11 protein-coding genes, 5 tRNA genes and 1 pseudogene are annotated in these 13,651 nt (G+C 70.6%); 4 read left to right on the top strand and 13 right to left on the bottom strand.

Annotation, left to right across the window (positions count from 1 at the left end; translation table 11 throughout):
- Nucleotides 1–10 precede the first annotated feature (10 nt).
- The gene (locus JHW41_RS10445) at nucleotides 11–487 is read left to right on the top strand and encodes a DNA-binding protein (RefSeq protein ID WP_250449847.1); all 477 of its coding nucleotides are present in this window, start codon (nucleotides 11–13) and stop codon (nucleotides 485–487) included.
- A 20-nt stretch (nucleotides 488–507) separates the two neighbouring features.
- On the opposite strand, the gene JHW41_RS10440 is transcribed toward JHW41_RS10445, so the two are convergent.
- Nucleotides 508–594: transfer RNA gene (locus JHW41_RS10440), tRNA-Leu, on the bottom strand.
- A gap of 597 nt (nucleotides 595–1,191) precedes the next feature.
- On the opposite strand from JHW41_RS10440, the gene JHW41_RS10435 reads away from it, so the two are divergent.
- From JHW41_RS10435 to JHW41_RS10425, 3 genes are all read left to right on the top strand, one after another.
- A complete protein-coding gene (locus JHW41_RS10435) occupies nucleotides 1,192–1,704 on the top strand; it encodes a hypothetical protein (protein ID WP_250449846.1) in 513 nt (170 codons plus the stop codon).
- Between the two features lie 373 nt (nucleotides 1,705–2,077).
- Complete coding sequence (locus JHW41_RS10430; protein ID WP_250449845.1) at nucleotides 2,078–2,758, top strand: carbonic anhydrase; 681 nt, start codon at nucleotides 2,078–2,080, stop codon at nucleotides 2,756–2,758.
- 13 nt (nucleotides 2,759–2,771) lie between these two features.
- The gene (locus tag JHW41_RS10425) at nucleotides 2,772–4,298 is read left to right on the top strand and encodes a SulP family inorganic anion transporter (protein WP_250450943.1); all 1,527 of its coding nucleotides are present in this window, start codon (nucleotides 2,772–2,774) and stop codon (nucleotides 4,296–4,298) included.
- A gap of 254 nt (nucleotides 4,299–4,552) precedes the next feature.
- Here the strand turns inward: JHW41_RS10425 and JHW41_RS10420 are convergent, their stop codons facing one another.
- The 12 genes and pseudogenes from JHW41_RS10420 to JHW41_RS10365 all read right to left on the bottom strand — a co-directional run bounded on the left by JHW41_RS10420 (nucleotide 4,553) and on the right by JHW41_RS10365 (nucleotide 13,643).
- The gene (locus JHW41_RS10420; RefSeq protein WP_250449844.1) at nucleotides 4,553–4,894 is read right to left on the bottom strand and encodes a DUF5713 family protein; all 342 of its coding nucleotides are present in this window, start codon (nucleotides 4,892–4,894) and stop codon (nucleotides 4,553–4,555) included.
- 230 nt (nucleotides 4,895–5,124) lie between these two features.
- Nucleotides 5,125–5,200 (bottom strand) — tRNA-Gly (locus JHW41_RS10415).
- A 112-nt stretch (nucleotides 5,201–5,312) separates the two neighbouring features.
- Nucleotides 5,313–5,388, bottom strand: a tRNA-Gly gene (locus tag JHW41_RS10410).
- Between the two features lie 47 nt (nucleotides 5,389–5,435).
- Nucleotides 5,436–5,509 (bottom strand) — tRNA-Cys (locus JHW41_RS10405).
- Between the two features lie 143 nt (nucleotides 5,510–5,652).
- Nucleotides 5,653–5,728: transfer RNA gene (locus JHW41_RS10400), tRNA-Gly, on the bottom strand.
- A 114-nt stretch (nucleotides 5,729–5,842) separates the two neighbouring features.
- Nucleotides 5,843–6,415 (bottom strand): CDP-diacylglycerol--glycerol-3-phosphate 3-phosphatidyltransferase, encoded by a 573-nt coding sequence (gene pgsA, locus JHW41_RS10395; RefSeq protein WP_250449843.1) that lies wholly within the window; start codon nucleotides 6,413–6,415, stop codon nucleotides 5,843–5,845.
- 158 nt (nucleotides 6,416–6,573) lie between these two features.
- Nucleotides 6,574–8,520 (bottom strand): annotated as a pseudogene (uvrC, locus tag JHW41_RS10390) (excinuclease ABC subunit UvrC); the annotation flags it as partial.
- Nucleotides 8,521–8,886: 366 nt separating this feature from the next.
- The gene (locus tag JHW41_RS10385; RefSeq protein ID WP_057947991.1) at nucleotides 8,887–9,363 is read right to left on the bottom strand and encodes a low molecular weight protein-tyrosine-phosphatase; all 477 of its coding nucleotides are present in this window, start codon (nucleotides 9,361–9,363) and stop codon (nucleotides 8,887–8,889) included.
- A 3-nt stretch (nucleotides 9,364–9,366) separates the two neighbouring features.
- A complete protein-coding gene (gene kdsB, locus JHW41_RS10380) occupies nucleotides 9,367–10,182 on the bottom strand; it encodes a 3-deoxy-manno-octulosonate cytidylyltransferase (RefSeq protein WP_250449842.1) in 816 nt (271 codons plus the stop codon).
- A 182-nt stretch (nucleotides 10,183–10,364) separates the two neighbouring features.
- A complete protein-coding gene (gene lpxK, locus JHW41_RS10375; protein WP_057947993.1) occupies nucleotides 10,365–11,402 on the bottom strand; it encodes a tetraacyldisaccharide 4'-kinase in 1,038 nt (345 codons plus the stop codon).
- A gap of 28 nt (nucleotides 11,403–11,430) precedes the next feature.
- Entirely contained in the window at nucleotides 11,431–13,185 is a 1,755-nt protein-coding gene (gene msbA / locus JHW41_RS10370; protein WP_231736116.1) for a lipid A export permease/ATP-binding protein MsbA, read from the bottom strand.
- Nucleotides 13,182–13,643 (bottom strand): ExbD/TolR family protein, encoded by a 462-nt coding sequence (locus JHW41_RS10365; protein WP_057947994.1) that lies wholly within the window; start codon nucleotides 13,641–13,643, stop codon nucleotides 13,182–13,184. The genes msbA and JHW41_RS10365 overlap by 4 nt, the downstream gene beginning before the upstream one ends.
- Between the last annotated feature and the right edge of the window lie 8 nt (nucleotides 13,644–13,651).

The following is a 13,651-nucleotide window of genomic DNA, read 5'->3' as shown; positions in this document are numbered from 1 at the left end:
GCGCGCGACGATGGCGACCGATCAGGACGCGCTGTGGCGGATCCGCCAGTCGCTGGCCGAGGAAGGCCGCCTGGGCGGCCCGCGCGGATCGCAGGAACGCATGCCGCTGGACCAGGGCCAACTCGACGACATCGCCTGGCGCATGCTGCGCGCCGGGGTCCAGCCGACCGTGGAAGCCATCCGCGCGGTCTACGGCAGCGGCTCGCCGAATCGACTGCACCCGATGCTGCGGCGTTTCTACGCCGGCCTGGCCACGCGCCTGCAACTGGCGCCGCTGGCCGACGAAGTACCGGTGCCGCTGCGCCAGCTGTGGCTGCAGGCGCTGGACCTGGCCAGCGACGCGGTACGCGAGCGCCACGACGCTCAAGCCGAAGAACTGCGCCAGCGCGTGGCCGAACTGGAAAAGCGCGAAGCCGCGCTGGAACGCAAGCTCAAGCGGCTGCGGCGCGACGGCGCCGCGCCGCGCGCGGATGGCGCGGCCGAGTAGGCGCGGGGCGCGGAAGCCTTTGGTGCCCGGAGCCGGACTCGAACCGGCACGGCCGCGAGGCCGGCGGATTTTAAGTCCGCTGCGTCTACCGATTTCGCCATCCGGGCAGGATGCGGTGACGCGGCTAGTCTAGCCGATAAGGCCGCGCCCGGGCCCGGGCCGCGGCGCTGCGAACCCCTGGGCCGGCGCGGGTTCGCCCGCAGGTCGCGCAGGCGCCGTCGCCGCGTGCATGCCGGCCACGATCCGGGGGACGAAAGCGTTCGTCGTCGTGGATGCGTATCAGGCCGCACCGTGCCGATGCAGACCAGAACCCCGCGCGCATCGACCTCGGATCGATGAACTCGAACCGTACGATCATTCGCGAAACGCGCACCGTGTTGGCTCATGCGCGAGCAGCGCACATCGCGCGCCAACCCGCGTGACCCAGCGCGCACAACGCAAACGCGAACCTCGTTCGCACAAGCGACGACGAAACTTTTCGCTCGCGCACAGGTCGCGAACGCAGCGCCGGACCAGGCCGCTGCCGATGCCGCATCGCCATTGTGCGGCTCGCTCCAGTTCGTAAAAAAGCGGCCTGCGTTCATGCGGCATCCACAGACAGATCGCGATGCGCTCGCTAGCATCGACCGCGTTTGCCCGCCACGCATGAGCGCGCGTGCAGACCGCATCTGCCGCATTCCCCCTACGCTTTGGCCCTGAACGCAGTGAACAAGACCGTCGACGCGACCACGCCGGCCGATGCCGGGCCGATGCGCGCGCCCCACCCTTTGCACGCACCGCACTCCGCGATCGCGCACCGCACCGCGGACGCGTATCTGCGGCGGCTGTGCGCGTTGCGGCGGACGGCGGCGCAATGGCTGCTGTTGTTGGCGATGCTGGCCGATCTGGTCGCGGTGCCGGCGTGGTCGCCGGGCGTGCCGTCGATGGACACGCGCTCGATGCATGCACGGTCGAGCGACGCTCAGTTCGCCGGGATGCACTGTGCGGATTCAACGCCGTTCGCGGCAGCGGACGAGTGCGGCGACCCATTACCGTACTTGCCCGACCTCGTCGATTCGGCATCGCTCGTCGGCGAACACGCCGAATGCGAACCCGGCCTGTTGCCGCCGCCGCTGCGGACGCCCGCGCCCGCCATTCGCAGCGCCGCGTTGCCCGACTTCGCCCAGGCCGCGCGCACGCGGCCGCATGGGCCCGATCCGCGACCGCCCTTGGCTTGACCGCCTCGGCCTGCGCAGGGTTGTCCGCACCCGCGCCGCACCATACGGCCGCGGCGCGATCCGCACGAACGCGCACGCAGCGTCGGCCCCGATGCTGGGTGGCGATCGCGCGCGCAACGACCCCGCATAAGCGGCCACGCCCGTAACGGCCCCTTCCGTAGCGGTCGCGTCCGACGCGATCGCCTGTGCGGCCACGCGCCGGCCCCTTCCCATCGTCCCGTCCGCCGCGCGCGGACTCGGCCCGCTTGCGCCTTCGGCGCGACCGCACGTCCGGCGTCCGCGCCGGGCGCGGTCCCGTCGCGTCCGCGCGACACGCAGCAAAGCCGGCCACGCCGGCGTGCCACCACTCCCCCCACCGAACGAGAACACCCCCATGGACCGACTGATCCAAGGTTTCAACCGCTTCCGCCGCGAAGTCTTCCCGCATCAGCGCGAGCTGTTCCACAAGCTCGCCCAGGGCCAGCAGCCGCACACCATGTTCATCACCTGCGCCGACTCGCGGGTGATGCCGGAACTGATCCTGTGCGCGCAGCCGGGCGAACTGTTCGTCTACCGCAACGTCGGCAACATCGTCCCGCCCTACGCCCAGCACGTCAGCAGCGTGGTCGCCGCGATCGAGTACGCGGTGAAGGTGCTCAAGGTCCGCCACATCGTGATCTGCGGCCATTCCGACTGCGGCGCGATGAAGGCGCTGCAGGACCCCGAGCGCATCGCCTCGATGCCGTCGCTGTCGGCCTGGCTGCGCCACGCCGACGTCGCCCGCCACGTCGTCGCCGAGAACGGCCCCATGCTCGAAGGCGAGGTCGGCCTGCGCTGCCTGACCGAGGAGAACGTGGTCGGCCAGCTCGAACACCTGCGCACGCTGCCGGCGGTGGCCGCGGCGATCGCCAACGGCAGCCTGGCGATCCACGGCTGGATCTACGACATCGCCCACGCCGAGCTGCGCGCGTTCGATCCGGCGCGCGGCGGCTTCGTCGCGGTCCTGCCCGGCAGCGAGTCCGCGCCCGACGCCACGCCGCTGGCGCGCTTCGCCCTGACCGGCACCGACGCATGAGGACGCCGACATGTTGAACGCCGCTTGCGTCAAGAACTACTTCGCCCAGGGCCTGTTCGGCCGCGACCTGCTCGGCTCGGTCGTGGTGTTCCTGGTCGCGCTGCCGCTGTGCATGGGCATCGCCATCGCCTCCGACATGCCGCCGGCCGCGGGCCTGATCACCGGCATCGTCGGGGGCGTCGTCGTCGGCGCCATCGCCGGCTCGCCGCTGCAGGTCAGCGGCCCCGCCGCGGGCCTGGCGGTGCTGGTGTTCGAACTGGTGCGCGAACACGGCGCGTCCGCGCTCGGCCCGGTGATCCTGCTGGCCGGCGCGATCCAGTTGCTCGCCGGCCTGTGCCGGGCCGGCGTGTGGTTCCGCATGACCTCGCCGGCGGTGGTCGCGGGCATGCTCTCGGGCATCGGCATCCTCATCGTCGCCTCGCAGTTGCACGTGCTGATCGACGCGGTGCCCAAGGCGCGCGGGCTGGAGAACTTCGCCGCGTTCCCGGCCGCGCTCGGCGCGGCGCTGTCCGGCAGCGGCGGCGCCAACGCCACGGCCCTGCTGGTCGGCATCGCCACCATCGCGATCCTGTTGCTGTGGGACACACTGCGACCCGCGCGCCTGCGCTTCCTGCCCGGCGCGCTGCTGGCGGTTGTCGCGCTGACCGCGCTAAGCCAGTTGCTGGCGTTGGACGTCAAGCGGGTGCAGATGCCGTCGAACCTGCTCGCCGCGATCTCGCTGCCCAACGCGGACAGCCTGTCGCGGCTGGCCGAACCGGCGATGTTGGCCGCGGCCCTCACCTTCGCCCTGATCGCCAGCGCCGAAACCCTGCTGTCGGCGGCGGCGGTGGACCGCATGCACGACGGCCCGCGCACCGGCTACGACCGCGAACTCGGCGCGCAGGGCGTGGGCAACCTCATCTGCGGCGCGCTCGGCGCCCTGCCGATGACCGGGGTGATCGTGCGCAGCGCGACCAACGTGCAGGCCGGCTCGGCCACGCGCATGGCCACGATCTTCCACGGCCTGCTGATCCTGCTGTTCGCCGCGCTGCTGCCGTGGCTGGTGCGGATGACGCCGGTGGCGTGCCTGGCCGGCATCCTGGTCTACATCGGCGCGAAGATGATCAACCTGCGCCAGGCGCGCAGCTTCGCCGCGTTCGGCAAGGGCTGGGCGCCGATCTACTTCGCCACCGTCGCCGCCATCGTCGCCACCGACCTGCTGATCGGCGTGCTGGTCGGCTTCGCCCTGTCGCTGCTGCGCCTGGCGCTGCAGGCCTCGCGCCTGCAGGTGCGGCTGGTCCACGACGCCGACGGGCGCGCCTCGCTGCGCCTGGAAGGCTCGGCCACCTTCCTCAAGGTGCCGGCGATGGCGCGCGCGCTGGAGCGGGTGCCGCCGAACACCCGCGTCCGCCTGGTCCACGACCGCCTGCACCATCTCGACCAGGCCTGCCTGGAACTGCTGCGCGACTGGGGCCGCAACGCTTCTGCGCGCGGCTGCGAGTTGGCGGTGGACTGGCAGGCACTGCAACGCCGGGTCGAGGGCGCGCCGGCGCGCGGCTGAGGCGGATGCGTTCGTCGCGGCGTCGACGGTGGGAAGCAGATGCGACGCCGGAAACGGATGCGACGAAACCCACCTACCGTCGTTTCCGCGAAGGCGGGAACCCAGGGCTTCATCGCGACATGGCGCTGAAGTCTCTGGATCCCCGCCTTCGCGGGGATGACGATTGGGGGGGAGCCGCGGCGGAACCTGTCTGCCATCGTTACCCGCCTACCGTCGTTCCCGCGAAGGACGCGATCCGGAAAACCCCGCAACGCTCACCAATCGCGCGGCGCGATCAGTTCCTCGATATCGGCCGAATCGAAGCCGTACGCGTGTGCGATGACCTCGAAGTCGCCGCCGATGTTCTCGCGCGCGGCGGTCTCGATCTCGCTGTCGTGGCGTTCGAATTCTTCGGCGAGGCGGTTGAATTCCTCGGTCGCGGCATGGGTCAGCGGGTACAGCGCGGCGAGCGATTGCGGCCGCTCCGCTTCGATCGCCTCGCACAGGCGGATCAGGATCTGCTGCCCCTTCGCCACCAGGAACGGCGGGAAATAGGCATCGGCCTGCATGTCGGCGAGAAAGTCGTATTGCTGCAGCTGCGTATTGGCGATGGTCACTGGGCGCTCCTTGCGTCGATGCGCCGATGGTACGTCACTGAAATCGCGCGCCCCAAGACTTGCGATGCGACGCGCGATAGGCCGGCGGCTGGCGTACGCGGATTTGCAGTCCGCTGCAGAACCACTTCGCCACCCGGCCCCGGTTCCCAGGCGAACGCACAAAAAAAAGCGGCCGGCTTGCGCCGACCGCTTGGTTTGCTGCACTGCGCCGCCATCGCGTCGCACCGGATTGGAGCGGGAAACGAGACTCGAACTCGCGACATCTACCTTGGCAAGGTAGTGCTCTACCAACTGAGCTATTCCCGCTGATTTGCTGCCGTTTCCACGACGCGGCCGAGCCCGCCGGGGAAACAAAAGGCGGCCGGCTTGGCCGGACGCCTTGGGTGCCGCGGATGCATCGCCAGGCGAGGCATCGATCTGGAGCGGGAAACGAGACTCGAACTCGCGACATCTACCTTGGCAAGGTAGTGCTCTACCAACTGAGCTATTCCCGCTGATCTTTTTCAACTTCGGCCATTGGTGAGGACCGATGTTGCGAATCTGGAGGCCGAGGTCGGAATTGAACCGGCGTACGCGGATTTGCAGTCCGCTGCATAACCACTCTGCCACCCGGCCGGTGACGTCCACACATGTTGCCTTAACACCACGATCGCTGGCAATCCCGAATGTCGCCGGGCGCCGGCTCCCGTCTAAAAAAACAAACCCCCGCGAGGGGGTTTGATTTCAAGGCGCTTCGTCGCCGAAGACGCCTTCGAATCTGGAGCGGGAAACGAGACTCGAACTCGCGACATCTACCTTGGCAAGGTAGTGCTCTACCAACTGAGCTATTCCCGCTGAGGGAACCGATATTTTAGGCATGGAAAGAAAACTGTCAACTGCTTTCTTAACGGGGCTTCGGCGCCCCGCCCCGGTGCGCGCGGGCGCCGCGATCCGTCTCGGCGGCGCGCTTCAGCGCGGCCCGCCGGTGTCCGCGCGCATGATCGGCCAAGCCGCGCGCAGGTAGGACAGGCCCGACCACAACGTCAGCAGCGCCGCGGCCGCCAGCAGCCATTCGCCGATCTGGAACACCGGCAGGCCGAAGATGCGCTCCTGGTACAGCAGGCACACCAGCGCGACCATCTGCACGATGGTCTTGATCTTGCCGATCGCGGCGACCTTGACCGCCGCGCGCTGGCCCAGCTCGGCCATCCACTCGCGCAGCGCCGAGACCGCGATCTCGCGGCCGACGATGACCGCGGCCCACAGCGTCATCCACACCGTCGGGTGCTTCTGCACGATCAGCAGCAGGGCCACGGCGACCATGAGCTTGTCGGCGACCGGGTCGAGGAAGGCGCCGAACGCCGAGTACTGGTTGTAGCGGCGGGCGATCCAGCCGTCGAGCCAGTCGGTGATCGAGGCGAAGGCGAAGATGAACGCGGCCGCGAGGTTGGTCCACGGGTAATCGAGGAAGAACACCACCACCAGCACCGGGATCAGCACGATCCGCGCCAGGGTCAGCATGGTGGGTATGGTCAACTTCATCCTTCGCTCCGCTGGGGGTCCGGCTTGGCGGCCGCACGCTGCTTCTTGGCCTTCGACGCCTTGGGGGCGGCATCCGTTCCCGAAGAGATCGTGCCAGACGAGGCCGTCGCGGACGAGGCCGCTGCAGGACCCAAGCCCGGCCCGCCCCCCGCCGACACCGCCTCTTCCGGCGCCTCCAGCCCGTGCAAGGCGGCGTAGATGCGCTCGGCCAAGGCCTCGTTGACGCCTTCGACCCGGGAAATCTCTTCGATCCCGGCGGCCTTGAGCCCGCCCAATCCGCCGAAATGCCGCAACAGATTAGCGCGTCGGCGCGGGCCGATGCCGGGAATGTCCTCCAGCCTACTGCTGTTGCGCGTCTTCTGCCGCCGGCCGCGGTGGCCGGTGATGGCGAAACGGTGCGCCTCGTCGCGGACCTGCTGGACCAACTGCAGCGCCGGCGACTCGGCGCCGGGGCGGACCACCCGCCCGTCGGGCAGCAGCAGTTCCTCGTCGCCGGGACGCCGCGCCGGGCCCTTGGCCACGCCGACCAGGATCACGCCCTCCACGCCCAGTTCGTCCAGCGCCGCGCGCGCCTGCGCGACCTGGCCGGCGCCGCCGTCGATCAACAGCACGTCGGGCATGACCCCTTCGTCTTCGACCGCGCGGCGGAAGCGCCGGGCGATGGCCTGGTTCATCGCCGCGTAGTCGTCGCCTTCGACGATGCCGGCGATGTTGTAGCGGCGGTACTGGCCGCGCACCGGGCCTTCCGAATCGAACACCACGCACGAGGCCACGGTGGCCTCGCCCATGGTGTGGCTGATGTCGAAGCATTCGATCCGCTGCGGCAGCGCCGGCATCTTCAGCAGGTCGCGCAAGGCTTCGGCGCGGGCCAGCTGGGCGGCGTGGCTGGTCATCTCGGTGGCCAGCGCCATCTCGGCGTTGCGCCGGGCCAGGTCGAGGTAACCGGCGCGTTCGCCGCGCACGCTGCTCTTGATCTGCACCCGGCGTTCGCCGGCGGCGGAGAAAGCCTGTTCGAACAATTCGCGGTCGGGCAGGTCGCGGTCGAGCACGATCTCGCCCGGCGGGGTCTGTTCGCCGTAGTACTGCGAGATGAAGGCGGTCAGCACTTCCTCGGGGTTGTCGCTGCCGCGGGTCTGCGGGAAGAACGCGCGGGTGCCGAGGTTGCGGCCGTCGCGGAAGGCCAGCAGCAGCACGCACGCGGCGGCGCCGCTCATCGCCAACGCCAGCACGTCGAGGTCGGCGGCGCGGCCGTCCACGTACTGGCGCGCCTGCAGGCTGCGGATGCTGGCGATCAGGTCGCGCAGGCGCGCGGCGTCCTCGAAGTCCAGGCGCGCGCTGGAGGCCTCCATGTCGCGGCCGAGTTCGTCGGTGAGCTCGTCGCTGCGGCCTTCCAGGAACAGGCCGGCGCGGCGCACGCTCTCGGCGTAGTCGCGCGCCGGCACCAGGCCGACGCAGGGCGCGCTGCAGCGGCCTATCTGGTGCTGCAGGCACGGCCGCGAGCGGTTGCGGAACACGCTGTCTTCGCAGCTGCGCAGCCGGAACAGCTTGTGCATCAGGTTGAGCGTGTCGCGCACCGCGCCGACGCTGGCGTAAGGACCGAAGTAGCGCCCGGCGACCGCGCGCGGGCCGCGGTGCATGGCGATGCGCGGCCACGCCTCGCCGGTCATCAGCACGTAGGGATAGCTCTTGTCGTCGCGCAGCAGCACGTTGTAGCGCGGCTTGAGCGACTTGATCAGCTGGTTTTCCAGGATCAGCGCTTCGGCCTCGGTGCGGGTGACCGTGACTTCCATGCGCACGGTCTGCGCCAGCATCGACATGATCCGCGCCGACTTGGGCGTGGCGTTGAAATAGCTGGAGACGCGGTTCTTGAGCGCGCCGGCCTTGCCGACGTACAGCGGTTTGTCGTCGGCGCCGATCATGCGGTAGACGCCGGGCGCGGTGCTGAGCCGCTTGACGAAGGCCTTGCCGTCGAACGGCGCGGGCTTGGCCGGAGCGGATTTGCCGTGCGCAGCTTCGGCGTGCGCGGCCTCGGCGGGTGCGGCTTGCGCAGGCGCGGCCGCGTCGGGCACGGGCGTGGCGTTCGCGTCGGGCAGATCGGCGCTCATGCGCGCTCGCTCCGCGAGACCGCCCCAGCGCGCGCGCGCAACCACGCGGCCGCGGCGACGCGGCGGGACGAAGGGACGAAAACGATGGCGGGCGTCGCGGGGAAAAGCATCGGCGGCGGCTGGCGGCCGGCATCGCGGCCGGCGGATCGGGGCGGTAACTGAATTGGGTCGATTATGCGCGAGCGCAAGGGGCGGCGATGGGATGGGCGGCTGAATGCGCGAGCGTGGGGGTCGAGGCGATCGGGCCGAAAAGCGTCGGGGCTGAAGCCCCTCCCACAAAAGCCCGCACAGCGTCGCCCCTCTTGTGGGAGGGGCTTCAGCCCCGACGCCTTTCTTTCAGCCGCCGCAAAACCTCAAACGGCCCGATCAACGCAGCTGCAGCTCCCGCCGCAACCGCGCGATCGCCCCATCCGCGGCGCGATCCAGCAACTGGAACACATGCTCGAACTGGGCCGGTCCGCCGGTGTAGGGATCGGGAATCTCGCCGTCGGCGACGGTCCCGCACCAGTCCAGCAGCAACGCGCTTTGCGCGGTCGCGTCCTTGGGCGCGCGGGCGCGCACGTCGCGCAGGTTGGCGCGGTCGGCGCACAGCAGCCAATCGCATTCGCGGTAGTCGGCGGCCGCCAGCTGGCGCGCGCGCAGGCCGGCGATGTCGACGCCGTGCTGCGCGGCGTTGGCGATCGAGCGCCGGTCCGGCGGCTCGCCGACGTGCCAGTCGCCGGTGCCGGCCGAATCCAGTTCGATCAATCCGCGCAGCGAGGACGCCTCGATCCGCGCGCGCAGCACGCCCTCGGCGACCGGCGAGCGGCAGATGTTGCCCAGGCACACCACCAGCAAGCGCATGGCTTACGCGCCCTGACCGGCTGCGCCCTTATCGGCCGCGCCCTCGCCCGCCGCGCCCTGCGCGGCCAGGAAGGCCTCGGCGCGGGCCAGGTCCTCGGGCGTGTCGACGCCGGGCGGGAAGGCTTCGGGCGTAATGCCCACGGCGATGCGGTAGCCGGCTTCCAGCGCGCGCAACTGCTCCAGCGATTCGATCTGCTCCAGCCGCCCCGGGCGCATCTTGGCGAACTTGCGCAGGAAGCCGGCGCGATAGCCGTAGATGCCGATGTGGCGCAGCCAGTCGCCGCCGCCGGGCATGCGCTCGCGGTCCTTGGCGAAGGCGTCGCGCGGCCACGGGATCGGCGCGCGGCTGAAGTACAGCGCGTCGCCGTTGGCCGCGCGCACCAGCTTGACCGCGTTGGGATCGAACAGGGTCTCGACCTCGGTCACCGCGACCGCCAGGGTCGACATCTCCGCGCCGCTGTCGCGCAGCGCGTCGGCGACGGCGACGATGCCGGCGGCCGGCGCGAACGGTTCGTCGCCCTGCAGGTTGACCACCACGGTGTCGTCGCGCCAGCCGGCGATGTCGGCGCATTCGGCCAGCCGGTCGGTGCCGGAGGCGTGGTCGGTCGAGGTCATCGCCACCTGCACGCCGCAGTCCTTGAGCGCATCGGCGATGCGCGCGTCGTCGGTGGCGATCCACACCTCGCGCGCGCCCGCGGCCAGCGCGCGCCGGGCGACGTGCAGCACCAGCGGTTCGCCGGCGAGTTCGCGCAACGGCTTGCCGGGCAGGCGCGAGGCGGCGTAGCGGGCGGGGATGGCGACGACGAAGTCCTGGCTCATGGTTGGCTCCGGAACGGTGGGGCGCGATGCGTGCGACGAGTATTGCGGACGCGGCGTGAGGATGGCGCTGGATTGCGATGGTGGCGCGATAGGCGTCGTGTCGCGGTCGCAGCTCGCGCAGCTCCTACATGGGCTACCTGTAGGAGCTGCGCGAGCTGCGACCGCGAAAGGCGGCTACGACGTCACTTGCGCTTGAACGCCTGCAGCTTGTCCAGCAACGACACCCAGAACGCCTCGGGCAGCTCCGCGCGCACCGGCACGCTGTAGTACGACTCCGGATCGAAGCCGCCCTGCCCGTCGAGCGGGATCTTGACCGCGTCCTTCTCGGTCAGCAGCACCGGCAGCTTGCTGCCGAACGCGAAATCGGCGGCGGCGTAGCGGTGATGATCGGGAAACGCGTGCGGGACCACGGCGATGCCGACGCCGCGCAGCATGGCGAAGTAGCGCTCCGGGTCGCCGATGCCGGCGACCGCGTGCACGCGCTGGCCGGCGAAGGCCTCGAGCTTGAGCGGACGCGCGCCGAGCAAGGGCTGGGCCTGGTCGGCGACCAGGCGCATCGGCCATTCGCCGAACCCCGCGCCGGGCGCGGCTTCGCCGCCGGCGGCCTGCGGCAGGTTGATCACCCGGAAATCGCAGCGCGCGCCGCGTTCGGGCGGCTCGCGCAAGGGGCCGGCCGGCAGCAACCGGCCGTTGCCGTAGCGGCGGCGGCCGTCGACCACTTCGATCTCGATGTCGCGCGCCAGCCGATAGTGCTGCAGGCCGTCGTCGCAGACCACGATGTCGCAGCCGGCTTCGGCCAAGGCGCGCGCGGCGCTGGCGCGGTCGCGATCGGCGCGGACCTTGGCGCCGGTGCGGCGTGCGATCAGCACCGGTTCGTCGCCGCCCAGGCGCGCATCGGTGTTGCGCTCGACCCACAGCGCCGCGGCGGCATCGTCGCGGCCGTAGCCGCGGGTGGCGACGCCCGGAGTCCAGCCTTCCTGCTTCAGCCGCTGGACCAGGGCGATGGTCAGCGGCGTCTTGCCGGCGCCGCCGGCGGTGATGTTGCCGACCACGATCACCGGCACGCCGGGATGGCGGCGGCGCTTGAGGCCTCGGCGGTAGAGACTGCGGCGCAAGCCGGTGACCGCGCCGTACAGCGCGGCGAGCAGGCGCGCGTACGCCGGCACCGAACGGTCGTCGTACCAATAAGCGGGCGGGCCGCCGCGGCGTTCGGCGCTCATCGGCGCGGGCCCGGGTTCGCGATGGCCTTCATTCGGCCTCGCGGAACTGCATGCGGTGCAGGTGCGCGTACAGCCCGCCCTGGGCAAGCAGTTCGCTGTGCGAGCCGCGTTCGACGATGCGGCCCTGGTCCATCACCAGCACCTGGTCGGCGTGTTCGATGGTCGACAGGCGGTGGGCGATCACCAGGGTGGTGCGGTCGGGCATCAGCCGTTCCAGCGCGTCCTGCACCAGTCGCTCGGATTCGGTGTCGAGCGCGGCGGTGGCCTCGTCGAGGATCAGGATCGGCGCGTCCTTGAGCATGGCGCGGGCGATCGCCAGGCGCTGGCGCTGGCCGCCGGAGAGCTTGCCGCCCTTGGCGCCGATCGCGGTGTCGAGGCCGGCGGGCAACTGGTCGACGAATTCGGCCGCGTTGGCGCCCTGGATCGCGCGCGCCAGCGCGTCGGCGCCGGCGTCCTGCATTTCGCCGTAGGCGACGTTGGCGGCGATGGTGCCGTCGAACAGCATCACCTGCTGGCCGACCAGGGCGATCTGGCGGCGCAGGTCGGCGAGCTTGTAGTCGGCCAGGTCGTGGCCGTCGAGCAGGATCTGCCCGGATTCGGGATCGTAGAAGCGCGGGATCAGCTTGATCAGGCTCGACTTGCCGCTGCCGGAGCGGCCGACGATGGCGGTGACCGTGCCGGGCCGGGCGAGGAAGCTGACATCGGCCAGGGCCGGACGCTCCTGGCCCGGATAGCGCGCGGTGACGCCGCGGAACTCGATCAGGCCCTGGCTGCGCGCGAGCGCGCGCTCGCCGCTGTCGGGCTCCTCGGCGGCGTCGAGCACCTCGAACAGGCGCTCGGCCGAGGCCACGCCGCGCTGGAGCATGTTCTGCACGTTGGTGAGCTGGCGCAGGTTCGGGATGATCGCCATCATCGACACCATCAGGGTCACGAACCCGCCGGCATCCAGGCGCCCGGCGAAGGCCTCGCGCCCGGCCACGAACAGCAACAGCGCCAGACCGACCGAACCCATCAGCTGGACCATGCCCGAGGCGATGGAACGCGTGGATTCGACCTTGAGGCTGAGCTTGAGATAGTGGTCGGCGATCGCGCCGTAACGGCCGAGTTCGGACTTCTGCGCGCCGTAGACCTTCACTTCCTGCTGGTTCGACAGCGCCTGGTCCGCGGCCAGCAGCAACTGCGCCCCGCTCTCCTGGATGCGGTGGCTGATGCGGCGGTAGCGGCGGCCGACCTTGTCCATGACCCAGGCCAGCGGCGGCGCCATCAGGAACACCGCGACGGTGACCTGCCAGCTCGTCCACAGCATCACCACCAGCAACGCCAGCGCCTGGGTCGACTGCTGCACCATCACCTTCATCGCATCGACCGAAGCCTGCGCGACCTGGTCGCTGTCCGAGCCCAGCCGCACCAGCATCGACGGCACCGGCTCGGTGTCGAAACGCGAGCCCGGCAGGCGCAGGTACTTGCCCAGCACCTGCACGCGCAGGTCGCGGGCGACGCCGCGGCCGGCCTTGGCCATGTAGTAGTCGGTGATGTAGCCGGCGATGCCGCGCAGCACGAACAAGCCGACGATCGCCGCCGGCAGCCACACCGCCACCGAGGTGTTCTTGGCGATGAAGGTCTGGTTGATGATCGGGTCCATCAACTTGGTGAAGCCCGCGCCGGCGACGGCCTCGATCAGCATGCCGATCCCCGCCAGCCACAACAGGCCGCGGTACGGCAGCGCGAAGCGCAGCAGCCGGCGGTAGGTCTGCCACGGCGAGGCGTCGGAATGCGCCGTCACCGGCTCGCCCCAGCCGGCGCCGCGGCGGGCCTGGCGGCGGCGCCCGGCGGCGGCGCGGTCGCGCTCATGATCTTGCGGAAGCCGAGCTGGCCGAGCGCGTCGTAGACGGTGACCACCGCCTGGTACGGCGTGCGCGCGTCGGCGCGCAGCATCACGGTGCGGTCGCGGTCGTCGCCGGCGACCTCCGCTATCGTGGTCTTGAGCGACTCCAGATCGTCGCGCAGCACTTCGCGGTCGCCGACGAAATAGCGGCCCTCGGCGTTGACCAACACCACCAGCGCCTGGCTGGCGTCGCCGGACGGCTCGCCGGTGGCGCGCGGCAGTTCCAGCTTGAGCACCGAGCGGGCGTCGAAGGTCGCGGTGACCACGAAGAAGATGATCAGCACCAGGATCACGTCGATCAACGGGACCAGGTTGATCTCCGGCTCGTCGTCGGCGCGGCGGTCGCGGATGCGCATGCGGGCCG

Origin of the sequence: Lysobacter enzymogenes, from assembly GCF_023617245.1 — a bacterium.
Classification (GTDB): Bacteria; Pseudomonadota; Gammaproteobacteria; order Xanthomonadales; family Xanthomonadaceae; genus Lysobacter; species Lysobacter yananisis.
Note: the sequence above shows the minus strand (reverse complement) of the source record. Positions and strands in the feature narration are given on the sequence as shown.